This window comes from Sphingobacterium sp. R2 (genome assembly GCF_040760075.1).
In the GTDB taxonomy this organism is placed as follows: domain Bacteria; phylum Bacteroidota; class Bacteroidia; order Sphingobacteriales; family Sphingobacteriaceae; genus Sphingobacterium.
In genome coordinates, this window is the sequence record NZ_CP142884.1 from 2,442,117 (window position 1) to 2,458,671 (window position 16,555).

Here is a 16,555-nt window from a genome sequence, read left to right on the forward strand (position 1 = left end):
GACATCCTTATCGAGAAAAGGAATCTTTCGACTGGGATATCGCATTGGAATAGCTGTAGCTCAGACCTAATTGGTGAAAATTATGTCACCAATAATGAATGGTTTTCGATGGATGGATAAAAGGGGTTCTTACCGTAAAATGTTTTAGCAACACGGTAAATGTGTTGCATATAAATAGCAATTTACTTAAGTTTGTTAGGCAACAACGTAGATTGAACAGCATGATTGTCAGATTTTATTTTGTTTTCTTTTTGGGTGTAGTTCTATTTTTGAGCAGTTGTTCAACAAAGAAAAAGGTACTTATCGCTAATTCTTATCCTGCTAAGGGTGGTGTTTTGACAGATGCTAGTTCAGCGCGAGGAAGGTCCTTTTCGGGATCGCGGCTTGACAGTTATGCCAATTTGCTTAACGTGAGTCCTCAAAGGCTAAATCCAAACCTTTACTCTTTTATCGATGACTGGATGGGCATACCGCATCGTATGGGCGGACAGAGCAAATCCGGTGTGGATTGTTCAGGCTTTGTAAATCTGCTCTACATGGAAGTTTATAAAGGAAATTTACCGCGCACTTCTCGTGACATGGAAGGAGTAGTAAAGCGAAAAAAGGTCGATAAACTTCAAGAAGGGGATCTTGTATTTTTTTCATTCGGGCGTAGCGGGATAGATCATGTTGGTGTATACCTTCATAATAATAAGTTTGTACATGTATCAACGCGCAAGGGTGTTATTATATCTGATCTTTCTGATAGCTGGTATGCCAAGACCTTTGTTGACGCAGGCTCTCCTAATATTTAGATCGCAGTAGCTCATGTAGGTTTTATGTCATATCTTGATATAAACTTTTATACCCTATATAAATCCTTATTTTTGTCAAAATTTATAGCAATGACAATAAAGAGTAAGAAGATTTTTTTGGGCCTTTGTATTATTGTGCCGTTTTTGATGTATTGTGTTTATTACTATAGTAATATGATCAAAAATGCCCCTTTTCGTTTTGCTGATTTTGAATCCATAGAATTCAAATACGGCGAGCCAAACCACATGGTCAACGAGTACAATTCTAAAACCCGTATCTATAAATATTTAGACAAAAAAGATTCTTTAATTACCGATACTGTAAAATTTACAAAAGACGATTTATTATATTTACATCGCAAAGCGATGGAGCTGGGTTTTTGGAATTTGGATACCGATATGACAGGTCCCGAATGGCAGCAGGATTCGACAAATTCTAAGGTTCCACGTTTTTATCTGGAGTTCAACTACAAAGATAAATCCAAACATGTAACTTTAGATGCCGATTTCGCAGGCAATCCGCGCATGCATGACGCGGCAAAGTCTATGATTGATGAAGTCAACCGCATGTTGGCGACCGCGCAGGCAAGGTAATTAAGAAATAGACCTAAGGGTAAAAGGAGAAATTAAGCAATTGGTTTCTCTTTTTTTGTATCTACTCCTTTTTTCTAGGAACATTTATGAAAGACTGCAAAGCAAGAACAAAGGTCAATCTACTAATACAGCCTAATATAACAGGTACTTTATAGGGAGCTAATAGGGGGGGCATTCGTATGAAAACGTATAAAGTACGAATGATATCCCTATTACTTTAGTATTAAATATGTGTTAATTAGTACGTTGATTGCATGATATACCCTTCGATTCTTGATGAATTCTTTATATTCTCTTTATACTCCTTTAACCTGAATGGAATACTTTAGCGCCAAAACAAAATAACATATGAAAACATTTTTGGCATTAGCAATTTCCTGGGCATTCGTACATGCTACGCACGCACAAGATTTTGCAAAAGGAAAGGTTTATTTGGACGTAAACAAAAACGGAAAATTAGATAAAAATGAGAAAGGTATTGCGTCTGTTTCTGTTAGTAACGGACGTGAGGTAACTACCACAGATAAAGATGGTAATTATCAATTGCCCATTGGGAATGACAATATCATTTTCGTCGTCAAACCAGCAGGTTATGCCGTACCTTTAGATGAAAATAATCATCCAAAATTCTATTATATCCATAAATTGAACGGCAGTCCAGCTTCAAAATACCCTGCCGTAGCTGCCACAGGGAAAATCCCTGCTGCGGTAAATTTTGCTTTGTATCAGCAAGAAGAGGATCCAAACTTTTCAGCTTTTGTTTTCGGTGATCCACAGGCTTACACGGAGGAAGAACTGTCCTATTTCAAAAACGGGGTGATCAACGGAATTTCGGATAAGACAATTGCAAAATTTGGCATCAGCTTAGGCGATTTAGTGGGCGACGATCTTTCCCTACAGCCAAAATATAAATCGGTGATTTCTACCATGGGATTGCCTTGGTATAATGTTATGGGAAACCATGATATGAACTATGATGCCAAAGTAGATAGCCTTTCCGATGAATCATTCGAGAAAACGTTTGGTCCCAACAATTATGCATTCAACTATGGGAATGCGCATTTTATTATCCTAGACAATATTATTTATCCGAATCCACGCACAGGAAAAGGTTATTTAGGTGGATTTCGTAAAGATCAGCTAGAGTTTGTGGAAAATGACTTAAAAAACGTTGCTAAAGATAAATTAATTGTGCTGGCGTTCCATATTCCTTTATACCATCAAAACTCAGATGTTTTTCGTAACGAAGATAGACAACGTCTTTTTGATATGCTCGCTCCATTTAAGCATACATTGTCTTTATCGGCACATACACACTTTCAGCGGCAGTATTTCTATGGGCAAAAAGACGGATGGAAACAAGAGAAGCCGCATCACGAGTATAACGTAGGCACGACATCGGGTGATTGGTACTCTGGCGAGTTGAATGAAAAAGGAATTCCTGTTTCTACAATGCGGGATGGTACACCAAAAGGATATGCTATTTTGAAAATTCAAGATAATCAATACAGTTTCGATTACAAGGTTGTCGATAAGCCGGCAACGTATCAGATTGACTTATATGGTGCTTCGGTTATTCCGGAAAAGTACAGCAAAAGATATCCGATATACGCTAATTTCTTTATAGGAAAGGAGGGCGACAAGGTCAGGTATAGAATCAATCAGGGGGAATGGAAAGAAATGGACTTTGTAAATGAAAACGATCCAGCATTTCTAAATTCGTTGGCTAAATATGATACAGCAACTGAATTGAAGAACACTCGTAGACCTTCTAATCCTGAAAAATCCAGTCATTTGTGGGTCGCTAATCTGCCAAAACTTAAAGCAGGCAAATATCATATTGAGGTTGAGGCGATCGATCTTTTCAATAGAACGCATGTTGCAACGAAAACTATAGAGGTAAGATAAAACATTTTAGCGTTGTTTTAAGTTTAAAGATAGCTTAAGATACACTTAACATATGTCTCCTATATTTGTATAGAGTAATTTTTGATTCATAAAGAGTTAGGGTTAATGTGTAGATCTGTTGTGAAACACGTCTGAAAATTTAGTTTGTTTTTAAAGTGAAGGTAATCTCCCCAGATTACCTTTCGCTATTTTTAACCCCTTCATCGTAACATTCGCTTACATTGTGTTATAACTGACTGCTGATCTTGTTAAAAAACAGCTATAGCAATAAAGTAAGATCCAATCATACGATTTGTCTTTTTAAAATAAAAAAATAGCCGCTAATTGCGGCTTTTATTATTTTAAGCTTAGCGGTTAACGCTCGTGTTTATGTCTAAAGAATAAAGCAAAAAGAATTGCGATAACAAAGGTGTAGAGCGCAAATGCAAGCCAGATATCATGCCAGTCTTTTAGCATAAGATTTCCGCTTAAAACACCGTCAGGTAAGATCGAAATATTTCTTTCCTTTAAGAAGTGCAGAAAGTGAGTGTTATCCACTGTTGTGTCCAGGTATTGGGCTAAATCTTTGCTATGCTGAAAACTTTTGGTAAAGTATTGATCAATGATCCACCCAGAAGCAAAACTGCCTACCACGGCGCCAAAGCCATTTGTCATCATCATAAACAAACCTTGGGCAGAACTGCGTATACTGGAGGTTGTGGAGGTTTCGACAAACAGTGAGCCTGAAATATTAAAAAAATCAAAGGCCATGCCATATACGATGCAGGATAATACAATCATCCAAAGCCCGCCAGCAGGGTCACCAAAGGAGAACAATCCAAAACGTAAAACCCAAGCTAACATCGAAATCAGCATCACCTTTTTTATACCAAATCTTTTCAGGAAGAATGGAATAGCAAGAATAAAGAGCGTTTCGGATATCTGTGAAATTGACATAATGATCGTCGAATATTTCACGACGAAAGATTCTGCAAATTTGGGGTAGAATTTAAATTCATCCAAAAATACGTCGCCGTAGGCGTTGGTCAACTGGAGTGCTGCGCCTAAGAACATGGAAAAAATAAAAAATAAAGCCATTTTATAATTTCCAAAAAGTTTAAACGCTTCTAAGCCCAATAGCTGTGTCCAAGAAGCATTTTCCTGTTGTAATTTTTTCGGAGGACATTTTGGTAACGTAAACGCGTAGAGACTTAAAGCTAAGGCTGCAGTTCCGGCGATATAAAATTGAAAGGCCGTTGCTTTGCTACCCGTTAAATTGGTGATCCACATCGCGACGATGAAACCGATTGTGCCAAACACTCGGATAGGGGGAAATGCTTTGACCAGATCATAGTTGTTTTCATTTAGTGCAGTATAAGCGATGGAATTCGATAGCGCCAAAGTCGGCATATAAAAACACATCGCCGCAAGCATCGCATAAAAAAAGGTGTTTGGATCATTTACCTGAGGTAAATAGAATAAAACACCAGCATAACATAAGTGAAGAATAAAATATAATCTTTCTGCATTTATCCACCGATCGGCAATGATTCCCATTAGTGTAGGCATAAATAGAGATGCGATTCCCATTGTTGCAAAAATGGCTCCAAATTGCGTACCATCCCATTGCTTTGTGCCAAACCAATAGTTCGCTATTGTAATCAACCATGCTCCCCAGACGAAGAACTGAAAGAAGCTCATGATGGTCAATCTTAATTTAATAGACATAAATGATGTTATTTAAAATTTTGTTTTGCTCTAATGAAAGGCACTATTTCCTTTTGGAAATCTCATCCCTAATCAACGCCGCCCGTTCGTAGTTTTCTTCGGTTAATGCCTGATTAAGTGCTTGTTCCAATTGCTCATTTGTCAATGAGGAGAAAGGATTGTGTGGGGATTTTGAAGGTGTTTTTTCTTCGACCTCAACAACACTTGGATCCTGGACTTTGTTGGATTTGTCCATATTTTCCAAAAATGCGAAATCATGTCCTTCAATAATAATTCCTGCAGAGGACATAATAAATTCGTAGGCATACAAGGGCGCTTCAAAGCGTATTGCAAGGGCAACAGCATCAGAAGTGCGTGCGTCAATCTCTACAATCTTGTTGCCGTCGGAACAGATCATTTTAGCATAAAATATCCCTTCAATTAGATTGTAGATAATAACTTCAATAAGCCGAATTCCAAATGATTCTCCAAAGGATTGAAATAGGTCGTGTGTCAGCGGGCGACTAGGAATCATTTTTTCTATCCGAATAGCAATAGCTTGAGCCTCGTGACTGCCGATGATGATGGGTAATCTTCTGTTGCCTTCCACTTCACCTAATACCAGGGCATAAGCCCCTGATTGGGTTTGACTATAGGATAAACCAACGATATCTAATCTGATTTTCTTCATTTTAATTTCAAACCGGTTTACAAACTTAGATAAATTTGCTTTTATATGCAATTATAACCAATAAAAAACTCCCCATTCAGTTTCAATAAATGGGGAGAATATATGGATTAAATGTTTATATACCTCTATAAGCCTTCAGTGCTTGCGTCAATTTTGGAACGATGTCAAATACATCCCCTACAATTCCATAATCGGCAACTTTGAAAAATGGAGCTTCGGGATCTTTATTGATGACAACAATGGTTTTTGAGGAGCTCACCCCCGCCAAATGTTGAATTGCACCAGAGATACCAATTGCAATATAGAGATTAGGGCTCACTACAATACCTGTTTGTCCTACGTGTTCCGAATGGGGGCGCCAGCCGGCGTCGGACACAGGTTTCGAACATGCGGTAGCTGCACCTAGCACATCCGCAAGTTCTTCAATCATCCCCCAGTTTTCGGGGCCTTTGAGACCGCGGCCCGCAGAGACCACAATGTCAGCTTCGGGTAAAGAAACTTTGTCTGTCGCGCGCACAATCTCCTTAACCACGGTTGAAAAATCAAGTTGGTCAATATTGGGCGTAAAGGTTTCGACAGTGGCATTACCACCAGTCTCTTTTATTTCATATGCATTTGGACTTAGTGCGATGACCTTTATATCCGAGGTTAGTTCGAGCGTAGCGAACGCTTTATTGGAGAACGCCGTTTTTTTGACCGTCAGTTTGTCATCCGTAATGTGCGGTAATTCGAGCGCGCCATCGGCCAGACCAGCTTCCAACTTGGCTGCAATGCGAGGAGCAAGTCCTTTTCCGGAAAATGAATTGGACAGGACAAGCAATTTCGAACCCGTACTTTTTAAAGCTTCTGCGATGATACTAGCATAAGCTTGGTTTACAAAAGAAGCAAGTTGTTCCTGATTGACATTTAATACTTTCGAAGCACCGTATTTGCCCAAAGCAGCAAGTTCGTCTTCGGCAACATTCCCGATTGAAATTGCAACAACATCAGTCTGTATGTTATCAGCGATGGATTTGGCATACGAAACAACTTCAAAAGCAGATTTTTTGAATTTTCCATCGGTATTTTCTACATATACAAGTATCGACATAGTGTTTTAGCGTTTAAAGATTAAATAACTTTAGCTTCATCATGAAGAAGAGAAACTAATTTTTCTACCTCAGTAGCGTCAACAAGTTTGACCGTACCTCGTGGAGCTGGTGTCTCATAGTTGACAATGTGAGCAAGAAGTTCTACGGAGAACGGTTCCACCACGTCCAGCGGTTTGCTTCGTGCACTCATAATACCACGCATATTGGGTATTTTAGGCTCAGCAACACCTTCGGCTGTACCGATGACGAGTGGTAACTTGGCCGTTAACACTTCTTTACCACCCTCAATTTCACGTTCCACGGTCACCATATCACTTGCAACCTCGACTTTTTTGGCTATGGAAACAGATGGGATCTGTAGCAATTCTCCTATAATTGCCGCCACCTGAGCACCATTATAATCGATAGATTCACGACCAGTTAAAATTAAGTCAAATGCATTGTCTTTGGCATACGCTGCTATTTGATTCGCAACAAACCAAGCATCGCGGGGAGCGGCATCTATCCGTACAGCGTTATCTGCGCCAATTGCCAATGCTTTTCGAATGGTTGCATCTGTCGATGCATCCCCCACATTGATGACAGTTACGGTTCCTTTTCCACCTTCGGCCAATTCCACTGCTTTAGATAAAGCAATTTCATCATAAGGGTTTATAATGAATTGTACACCAGCTGTATTAAATGCAGTGTTGTCATTTGTAAAAGTGATTTTGGATGTAGTGTCAGGGACATTACTTATACAAACTAATATTTTCATATACGATTGGTTTTACCCAAACTTACCATATTTTCATTTAATTAAAAAGTTTCAGATCAACCAAAATCCCTTGAGATGGCAATTGATAGATATTGAATATTTTTAAAATTTTCAAGCATTTTTCGATTATTTTTTTTGATGTAACAAGATATTTAATGCTTTTGTTGCTGTTTTTGTAATTTTTCTTTTTGAACAAGTGATTTCTGACAACAGATTTGTTTCGTCAGCAAATTGTCATTTTGTATGCTAGCATAGTAATTTTTGGATAAGTATAGATTTCTCAAGGGTTTAGAAGAGTAATGTTTTTTTTCTATCATACAGGGATGTGGATTGTTATCACTAGGTATACGTATTATATTGGATATAAAGTTCAATTTGTCTAAGTTTGAAATAAAAAAATATGTCAACACGATTGGACCAACTGATTGAATTTCTGAAAGAGAGCCCGGAGGATCCTTTTCTGAAATATGCGATTGCAGCTGAATATCTCAAGCAGGGGAATGAGCAGGAGGCTATGTCGAGATTCGAGGATTTAGTACAGTCTAATCCAGAATATGTAGGAACCTACTATCATCTGGGTAAATTGTACGAAAAATTAAGTCGAGAAGAGTCGGCGATTGCTACATACCGATCTGGAATCGAGATCGCCCGCAAAAGTCGTAATTTCCATGCTCTGGGCGAGTTGCAGGGCGCATTGGCAGTTTTGGCAGACGATGACGATGCTGATTTTTAATCTTTTCTAAATTTTTGGTATTTAATTTGTTATGAATTTATTGGTGTAACTGTTAGATGCTGATTTTTTTGAATTTAGAATGTGATGAAAAGGTATATTTGGATTGTGGGTTTGTGGGTGATCATTGGAATGGTGGGGTGTGATAATCCCAAGCAAAGTGTAGCCGTCTATAAAGATAATTTACAGGATCTTAAAGGAAGAGATAAGGCGGAAGTAGTGATTGGTGAATATAAGGGCGTGCTGCCTTGTGCGGATTGCGACGGAATTGAAACACTAATTTCATTACATGCTGACAATACATATCAATATTCATCTAAATATCTAAATAAAAGTGAGGATGTGTTTGTTCGGGAAGGAAAATGGAAGTTGGATGGTAATATTATTACCTTAGATGGTGTAGATTATAAATTCAAACTTGGAAATGGAATGCTCAGTCAGCTGGATCTCTCAGGAAATGACATTACCGGAGATATATCCAAATACTATGTGTTGACGAAAAATTGAGTTAACTTTTTATAAATGATTTAATAACAAGAAAGCCGGAGGTACAACTTCCGGCTTTCTTGTTTTTGAGCTTATTTTATCTTTAAAACATTCGCACATATGATTGATGCTTTAATTTCATTTGGGATAAACTTTTCAACATTTATCTGAAAATGCTATTGGTTTTTTGTACAAAGTTCTTTTAACGTATTTACAACAAAGTCGATTTCCTCCCTGGTATTGTTTTTACAAAAAGAAAAACGCACCGAGGGGCGTTCAGCGCTCGATTTGATCGCATTCAATACATGAGAGCCTATGTCGGTCCCTGAGCTGCAGGCGCTTCCGCCAGAGCATGATATGCCTGCAATATCCAAATTGAATAGCAGCATATCAGCGAGGTTACTGCAAGGGAAAGAAACATTCAATACGGTGTACAATGATTTGTCTGGTTCGATGACGCCATTAAAGCCAATGTCGGGTATTGCTTTCAATAACTCATCAATCATATAAGATTTGAGCCCCTGTATATAAGTATGATGTTCTTCCATGTTTTCATAGGCAAGTTCCAGCGCTTTGGCAAGTCCTGCTATGCCATATACATTTTCTGTCCCGCCACGCATATTGCGTTCTTGTGCTCCGCCATAGATTAAAGGTTTGATCTTGTTATTGGCGTTGATATAAAGAAAGCCGACCCCTTTCGGGCCATGGAATTTATGAGCAGCTCCTGTGACGAAGTCTATTTTAAGTTGAGTAAGATCATGTGGGTAATGCCCCATCGTCTGCACAGTATCGGAATGAAATACAGCATTGTGCTTTTGGCATAACTCGGCGATATGGTGAATATCGTTGAGATTCCCAATTTCATTATTGGCATGCATAATAGAGACAAAAGTGCGGGGGTTACGCATTAAAAGCTCTTCCAGCTGGTTGATATTTAAATTGCCTTTTTCATCAACCTCCAACAGGTCAAGGTGCACTTTACCTGCTTTTTGCAGTTCCTCTAAGGTGTGTAATACGGCATGATGTTCAATGGGGGAGGTAATGGCATGGGTTATCCCAAAGTCGGTTATTGACCTCACGATAGCCATATTGTCTGCTTCCGTTCCACCTGATGTAAAAAATATCTCTGCAGGAGACACATGAAGCAAATTGGCAATCGTTTTTCGTGCTTTTTCTACAATTGTCTTTACTTGTCGTCCGTGACTATGGATTGAAGATGGATTACCAAAGTTATTGTCCATCACATCGATCATTACTTTTATTACTTCAGGATCTAAGGCTGTAGTCGCTGCATTATCAAAATATACTTGCATGCCGCAAAATTACAAATCTCTCAAGTAAATTAACGCTATCAAATCACTAATTTTTATCATTTTAATTTCCTAATTATGGCAGGTCGATGTCTGAGTACTGCGGTTTCTAAGAATGAGGTTCTTTTTGCCCTGGATAGTATGGGATGGAAGTTTTTCTGTTCTGATAAAGAAAAATAGCGCTAATATGTTGGTTCATATTGGCGCTATTTTTCAATTTATATGAGTTCCTTTTTTCGTCTGATCACAATCAGGATCAAAAATCCTCCTAATGCGAGCGTCAAACCCAAATAAGCGGCGATATCACCTGCTTGCGTATAGAACGTAATTTCTTCATTTAAATTAATTTCCTGATTGAGGGCCGCAGGCTGCCACCATTTCGTCTGTTGCACAATATCTCCCCGTTGATTAATAAAGCCAGATATCCCTGTGTTGGCAGAGCGAGCCACCCATCGTCTGTTCTCAATCGCACGTAGTTTAGCATACTGTAAATGTTGGTCTTTGCCCGATGTATTTCCCCACCAGCCATCGTTGGTGATGATCGCAATAAACTGTGCTCCTTTTTTGACATACTTAGCAACATAATTGCCCCAAATGGATTCGTAACAGATGACCGGTGCTGCACCAATGCCACTTTGCGCATAAAATACCGATGGTTCGGCCTGTTTTCCATAGCCTCCCGTAGTGCCGCCGAATGCTTTAAATAAAGGTTTTAAGAAGTTCATGGCTGCACCAAAAGGCATTTGTTCAACGCCCGGAACGAGCTTGGACTTATGATAAAATTGTAGTTTGGAAGAATAATCGATCAATGTCGCGGCATTGAAATTATCTTGATAAACATGAGGAGCTATTTCGCGCGCAGTTGGTGTTTTGGCATCGTTGTACAGCTGATAGCTTTCAATACCTGAAAGTACATTGCCATTTTTATATTGATCTAAAAATTTTAAGATGCGCTGGTAAGAGTAGGTTTCCCTAAAGTTTTCCTCATCGAAATCGCCATTCTGTGAAAGCGCCGTTTCAGGCCAGATGAAAAACTCCGTATTGGGTTTCCCGACTGAATTTGATAAAGCGAATAAGGTGTTTAATTGTTCCTCAGGACTTATATTAAATTTAATATAAGGGTCAATATTGGGCTGAACAACGACTATTTGTGCCGGATTCTGATGTTCTTCGTAGTTAAAGTACCGTATCAGCGAGTAAGCGGTGGGAAGTAACAATACTGCGGCTAAAGAAGCAATCGGGACAATCTTACGTTTGATCGGATAAAGTCCCTTCCGATTCAGGTAAAGTGTAAACACCAAGATGTTGACCAGCCAGATCCATATGGTTCCACCGTAGACTCCCGTGATTTCATACCATTGCACCAATTGGTGGAAACTGGCGAAACCATTTCCTAATGTCATCCACGGGAACGCTAAATCCCAGGATTCATGTAAAAATTCGTAGCTTATCCAGAATCCCATTAATCCGAAAAGGGATAATAGGATGTTCGTTTTGCGTCGTAGTTGTGCATACAGTCTGAACGCCAGCGCCATTAAAGCCGCTCCAAGGCAAAAAGGGATCAGGCTGATCACAACGGCTGCAAATGCCGGCATAACTGCCGAAATGGAGTTATATACCCAATAAATCGAGGCGGTGTTCCACACAACTGCGGTGAGTCCTGCAGTAAGAAATACTTTACGGCCTTTTCTTTTGCATGTTTCACTTCGGATAATGTTTTCAACAGCAATCAGCAGCGGTACAAATCCAATAAATAACAATGGACTGGAATAGGGGATTGGAGGCCAGCCCAGCCACAATAAAAAGGCACTTAAAAGTGCCAGTAAATAGTTGTTTTTCACTATATATTTTCTCCCATTTATAATTATAAACTGGATAATACTTCTCGCTTTTTACTCTCGTATTCTTCTTGGGTAATCAATTGTTTATCGAAGAGCGTTTTTAATTTTTTGAGCTTTAAGGTAATTTCATCCTCTTCCTCTTCCTTTGCCGCAGCAGGTGAGATAGGAGCTGCCGAAACTGATGGAATAGTTGGAGTGGATGCGATCGGTTGCTGTGCCTGAACCTGCGCCTGCGGAGTTGGCTGACCAGCCCCATAATATTGCGGTGCTGATTGAGCAGGTGCTGCAGCTGCTGGCTGCCCTGCGGCATTACTTTCCGGTCTTTCGATAATCCCTTCTTTTGCCACAGTTGGAGCAATCACTATTTTCTCTTTTTCGGCGGCCAATTCCGCTTTTTTATAATTTTCAAGCGCCGCTTTAATATACTGATACAATTTTCTGGCCTGAACCTTAGGGATATAATCGATGCTCAAATTCTCCCCAGTAAAAGGAATAACAGTCACTTTCGAACCGAAGATTTCCTCTTTAAACGCAATATCTTTGATATCTTGCCAGCCGAAAATTTCGAAATCCGTAGCTAAGCCCAATTTAGTAAACTCGCACATAAATATGCGCTTATTACTGATGGTAATACTATCCGGTAAAATAGTCACAGCAGGCTTCTTTTGAACGGCAATATAATCTATTTTTTCTCCTGGAGTAAGCATATCCTGGACTTTAGAAACCAATTTTTCAATGATTTTTATGTCCTGCCCATCCTGTGCAAATTGTTCCATGTTCATGTCAAATACTTTTTAATACATAAAGATTGTTAAAATTTATTCCAATCCTGCTACACAAAATACAAATTCTCCTTTAATCGGATTGTTTTCAAAGTGTAATTTTAAATCAGTTAATGTTCCGCGCACATTTTCCTCATAGAGTTTGCTCAACTCACGAGATATCGACCCTTGTCTTTCTGGTCCAAAAACGGTGATAAATTCTTCAATTGTTTTGAGAATACGATGTGGTGATTCGTAGAAGATCATTGTTCTTTTTTCTTCTGCTAAAGCTTTTAAGCGTGTTTGTCTTCCTTTTTTTACGGGTAGAAAACCCTCAAAGCAAAAACGGTCGTTGGGAAGCCCCGAATTGACAAGCGCCGGCACGAATGCAGTTGCTCCGGGTAAGCACTGTACCTCCAGTCCTTCTTTGATGGCCTCACGTACCAGTAAAAATCCCGGATCCGAGATTGCTGGTGTTCCAGCGTCTGAAATCAAAGCAATGTTTTGTCCCTCTTTTAAAAATTTAATGATTTCCGAGACCGCTTTATGTTCATTGTGCTGATGATGCGCAAATACTTTTTTGTCGATTCCAAAATGTTTTAAAAGCGGAGCACTAGTCCTTGTATCCTCTGCTAAGATGAGGTCCACTTCTTTTAGGACATTGACCGCACGGAACGTCATGTCCTCCAGATTGCCAATAGGTGTTGGAACTAAATATAACATGGTCAAAGTTAAGTTTTTTTTACTACATAATATGCGCTAAAACATTCTGTGGTTTTTAGAGTTTTATTTTAAAGATAATGGTAAACTCCATCACGTTAAAATAAATATATTATGCAATACATCGAAAAAATACAGGCACATCTAGGTGCAGAAGCGAGTTATTTGTTAGAATTTGATCAACCTGCAGTTTCCAAAACAATGCTACATCTCCCACAAGCAGAATTTATTGACCAAGTATACAGTTTAAGTGATCGTAGCCCGCAGGTTTTGCGCAGTTTGGGACAACTTTTTGGAACGGGTCGATTGGCTAATACCGGGTATCTTTCGATATTGCCTGTGGACCAAGGTATTGAACACAGTGCCGGAGCGTCTTTTGCTCCAAATCCACAGTATTTTGATCCAGAGAATATCGTTAAGCTGGCTTTGGAAGGCAATTGCAATGCTGTGGCTTCTACCTTTGGCGTTTTAGGATCCGTTGCACGAAAGTATGCCCATAAGATTCCGTTTTTGGTTAAAATCAATCATAATGAATTGCTGACCTATCCCAATCGAGCCGACCAAATCTTGTACGGAACGATTCGCGAAGCCTGGAATATGGGTGCTGTTGCGGTAGGGGCAACCATATATTTTGGATCTGAAGAATCAGATCGGCAGATTATTGAAGTAGCAAAAGCATTTGAGGAAGCTCATTCCTTGGGAATGGCGACGGTACTATGGTGCTACTTGCGTAATTCGGCTTTTAAAGTCGGTGATAAAGATTACCACTTAGCTGCGGATTTGACCGGACAAGCCAATCATTTAGGGGTAACAATCAAAGCCGATATTATTAAGCAAAAATTACCCGAATTAAATGGGGGATTCAAAGCGTTGAATATGGGTAAAAGCAGTTATGGGAAGCTAGATGAACGAATGTATACACAGCTTTCTTCCGACCATCCAATTGATCTGTGCCGCTACCAGGTTCTTAATTGCTTTGCTGGTAGGGCAGGCTTGATCAATTCTGGCGGGGCTTCGGGACAGAATGACATCCAAGAAGCCGTAAAAACAGCGGTTATCAACAAGCGCGCTGGAGGAACTGGTTTGATATCCGGTCGTAAAGCCTTTCAAAAACCGATGCAAGAGGGTGTAGCGCTGCTTCACGCTATTCAAGATGTATATTTGTGTGATGAGGTGAGTATTGTTTAGTAAAGCGCATAAAATAGGTTCAAAAAGCCTTTCTAAAGGTGTTATGGGAATAAAATAGCTTGTAAATAAAGGCAAATTTATCTAAGTTTGTTCACTATTTTAAATAACACATTTATATTATGTTGCAATTAAATTATATCCGTGAGAACAGGGATACGGTAATCGAAAGATTGGCTGTCAAGCATTTCACGGAAATTGGATTGATCGACGAAATCATTAGTTTAGATGAAGAGCGCCGTAAGATCCAATCGGAATCTGATGCACTTTCGGCAGAGGCTAATGCGGCAGCAAAACAGATTGGGGATCTGATGCGTCAAGGTAAAAAAGAAGAAGCTGAAACCGTTAAATCCAAATCCTCTGGATATAAAGAGCAAGTGAAGCAACTTTTAGATCAATTAGGAACAATTGAGGCAGAATTGAATGAGAAGATCGTGCAATTACCCAATTTACCACATCAATCCGTTCCGGCAGGTGTAAGTGCAGACGATAACGAAGTTGTTTTGACCCATGGCGAAATCCCTGCGTTGTCGGAGGACGCATTGCCGCATTGGGAATTGTTGAACAAATATGATATTGTCGATTTAGAGCTTGGCGTAAAAGTTGCCGGTGCGGGTTTTCCTATCTATAAAGGTAAAGGAGCAAAATTGCAACGTGCATTGATCAATTTCTTTTTGGATCAGGCAGCTGAAGAAGGATACGAAGAAGTACAGGTGCCCATTTTGGTCAACGAAGATTCTGCATTTGCTACGGGGCAATTACCGGATAAAGAAGGGCAAATGTACTATGTTGGTAATGACAATCTCTATCTTATTCCTACAGCTGAGGTTCCAGTCACTAACATTTATAGAGACGAAATTGTAAAAGAGGCGCAGTTTCCAATCAAACATTGCGCTTATACCCCATGTTTCCGTCGGGAAGCAGGTTCTTACGGAGCACATGTACGTGGATTGAACCGTTTGCATCAATTTGACAAAGTAGAGACGGTGCAGATCGTACATCCCGAAAGGTCGTATGAAGTGCTGGAAGAGATGAGCTTATATGTGCAGAGACTGTTGCAGAAATTAGAGTTGCCTTACCGTGTCTTACGTTTATGTGGTGGGGATATGAGTTTTACTTCTGCATTGACTTACGATATGGAAGTGTATAGTTCTGCGCAGAAGCGTTGGTTGGAGGTTTCATCCGTCTCCAATTTTGAAACTTACCAAGCGAATCGTTTGAAAGTACGTTTTAAAAATGCCGATGGCAAGATGCAATTGGCGCATACCTTAAATGGTTCAGCATTAGCTTTGCCACGTATTGTAGCTGCGATATTAGAAAATAATCAAACTGAAAAAGGAATTAAGATTCCAGCAGTTTTGGTGCCTTACACTAAATTTGAGTATATTGATTAATAGCAATAAATAAGTCGTATTTGGACTTATTTCATACCAAGTGAAAGACGCTCAGCCTGACAGGGTAGAGCGTCTTTTCTTTTAATTTTCAGTTGTTATTGATCAGAAGCAATTTTTTTTGCTTTTCATTGTTGCGGATAGATATGATGTAATTTAAGTTCATTATCATTCTGCTCTCATGTATTTAGAATCATTATAAATTAATTTTCCTTTTTATTTCATAATTTAAAGAATGATGCCTCAAAGATTTCTCATAGCATTGTTAATGTTTTGTTAAATATGTCGGATTCCGTATAAAATTCTGTTTGAGATTACTTTGATTAGTTTTTATTCTAAAATGATTCTTTAGTAACAATTTGCAAATTTGACTTCTAATTATTGCGGTATTTACTGATTTTGAGGGATTATGTTAAAAAACTTGTAAAAACAACTTGGGGTTTCTATATTTGACACCGCTAATAAAAATCGCACTAACTATTATTTACTGTAAATGCTGAAAAGAGCAAATTTACAGCTGGATATTTATCTAAGAATTGCCCTGCATCTACCTAGGGCTGCTTTTTCAATAATATTTTCAACTGTTAAAAAATGAACTGCAATAGTCTAT

Annotated in this window: 15 protein-coding genes; 7 read left to right on the forward strand and 8 right to left on the reverse strand. The window is 39.1% G+C overall.

What is annotated here, in order from left to right; translation table 11 throughout:
• Positions 1-221: 221 nt before the first annotated feature.
• From VXM68_RS10210 to VXM68_RS10220, 3 genes are all read left to right on the forward strand, one after another.
• Positions 222-794: an NlpC/P60 family protein gene (locus VXM68_RS10210; RefSeq protein WP_293955755.1), complete on the forward strand. Its 573-nt coding sequence runs from the start codon at positions 222-224 to the stop codon at positions 792-794.
• Positions 795-968: 174 nt separating this feature from the next.
• Positions 969-1,388: a hypothetical protein gene (locus tag VXM68_RS10215; RefSeq protein WP_209576593.1), complete on the forward strand. Its 420-nt coding sequence runs from the start codon at positions 969-971 to the stop codon at positions 1,386-1,388.
• 348 nt (positions 1,389-1,736) lie between these two features.
• On the forward strand, positions 1,737-3,296 hold the full coding sequence (locus VXM68_RS10220; protein ID WP_293955753.1) for a calcineurin-like phosphoesterase family protein: 1,560 nt from the start codon (positions 1,737-1,739) through the stop codon (positions 3,294-3,296).
• Positions 3,297-3,650: 354 nt separating this feature from the next.
• Here the strand turns inward: VXM68_RS10220 and VXM68_RS10225 are convergent, their stop codons facing one another.
• The 4 genes from VXM68_RS10225 to VXM68_RS10240 all read right to left on the reverse strand — a co-directional run bounded on the left by VXM68_RS10225 (position 3,651) and on the right by VXM68_RS10240 (position 7,521).
• Positions 3,651-5,003 carry a nucleoside permease gene (locus VXM68_RS10225; protein WP_293955752.1) on the reverse strand — a complete coding sequence of 451 codons (1,353 nt, stop codon included), beginning with the start codon at positions 5,001-5,003 and terminating at the stop codon, positions 3,651-3,653.
• A 43-nt stretch (positions 5,004-5,046) separates the two neighbouring features.
• Positions 5,047-5,673, reverse strand: coding sequence for a bifunctional nuclease family protein (locus VXM68_RS10230; protein ID WP_293955751.1), 627 nt, complete (start codon positions 5,671-5,673; stop codon positions 5,047-5,049).
• A 115-nt stretch (positions 5,674-5,788) separates the two neighbouring features.
• Positions 5,789-6,763, reverse strand: a complete 975-nt coding sequence (locus VXM68_RS10235; RefSeq protein WP_367211184.1) for an electron transfer flavoprotein subunit alpha/FixB family protein — start codon at positions 6,761-6,763, stop codon at positions 5,789-5,791.
• Between the two features lie 20 nt (positions 6,764-6,783).
• Positions 6,784-7,521: an electron transfer flavoprotein subunit beta/FixA family protein gene (locus VXM68_RS10240; RefSeq protein ID WP_293955749.1), complete on the reverse strand. Its 738-nt coding sequence runs from the start codon at positions 7,519-7,521 to the stop codon at positions 6,784-6,786.
• Between the two features lie 400 nt (positions 7,522-7,921).
• Between VXM68_RS10240 and VXM68_RS10245 the strand changes: the two genes are divergently transcribed.
• On the forward strand, positions 7,922-8,254 hold the full coding sequence (locus tag VXM68_RS10245) for a tetratricopeptide repeat protein (protein WP_367211185.1): 333 nt from the start codon (positions 7,922-7,924) through the stop codon (positions 8,252-8,254).
• A gap of 84 nt (positions 8,255-8,338) precedes the next feature.
• On the forward strand, positions 8,339-8,758 hold the full coding sequence (locus tag VXM68_RS10250) for a copper resistance protein NlpE (protein ID WP_293955747.1): 420 nt from the start codon (positions 8,339-8,341) through the stop codon (positions 8,756-8,758).
• 155 nt (positions 8,759-8,913) lie between these two features.
• On the opposite strand, the gene VXM68_RS10255 is transcribed toward VXM68_RS10250, so the two are convergent.
• From VXM68_RS10255 to rsmI, 4 genes are all read right to left on the reverse strand, one after another.
• On the reverse strand, positions 8,914-10,050 hold the full coding sequence (locus tag VXM68_RS10255) for a cysteine desulfurase family protein (protein WP_293955746.1): 1,137 nt from the start codon (positions 10,048-10,050) through the stop codon (positions 8,914-8,916).
• Between the two features lie 215 nt (positions 10,051-10,265).
• Complete coding sequence (lnt, locus tag VXM68_RS10260; protein ID WP_367211186.1) at positions 10,266-11,888, reverse strand: apolipoprotein N-acyltransferase; 1,623 nt, start codon at positions 11,886-11,888, stop codon at positions 10,266-10,268.
• Positions 11,889-11,911: 23 nt separating this feature from the next.
• A complete protein-coding gene (locus VXM68_RS10265) occupies positions 11,912-12,670 on the reverse strand; it encodes a PH domain-containing protein (protein ID WP_293955744.1) in 759 nt (252 codons plus the stop codon).
• Between the two features lie 36 nt (positions 12,671-12,706).
• Positions 12,707-13,372 carry a 16S rRNA (cytidine(1402)-2'-O)-methyltransferase gene (gene rsmI, locus VXM68_RS10270; protein WP_307187404.1) on the reverse strand — a complete coding sequence of 222 codons (666 nt, stop codon included), beginning with the start codon at positions 13,370-13,372 and terminating at the stop codon, positions 12,707-12,709.
• A 111-nt stretch (positions 13,373-13,483) separates the two neighbouring features.
• On the opposite strand from rsmI, the gene VXM68_RS10275 reads away from it, so the two are divergent.
• Positions 13,484-14,557 carry a class I fructose-bisphosphate aldolase gene (locus tag VXM68_RS10275; RefSeq protein WP_293955742.1) on the forward strand — a complete coding sequence of 358 codons (1,074 nt, stop codon included), beginning with the start codon at positions 13,484-13,486 and terminating at the stop codon, positions 14,555-14,557.
• A gap of 119 nt (positions 14,558-14,676) precedes the next feature.
• Positions 14,677-15,948 (forward strand): serine--tRNA ligase, encoded by a 1,272-nt coding sequence (gene serS, locus VXM68_RS10280; RefSeq protein WP_293955741.1) that lies wholly within the window; start codon positions 14,677-14,679, stop codon positions 15,946-15,948.
• Positions 15,949-16,555: the final 607 nt, after the last annotated feature.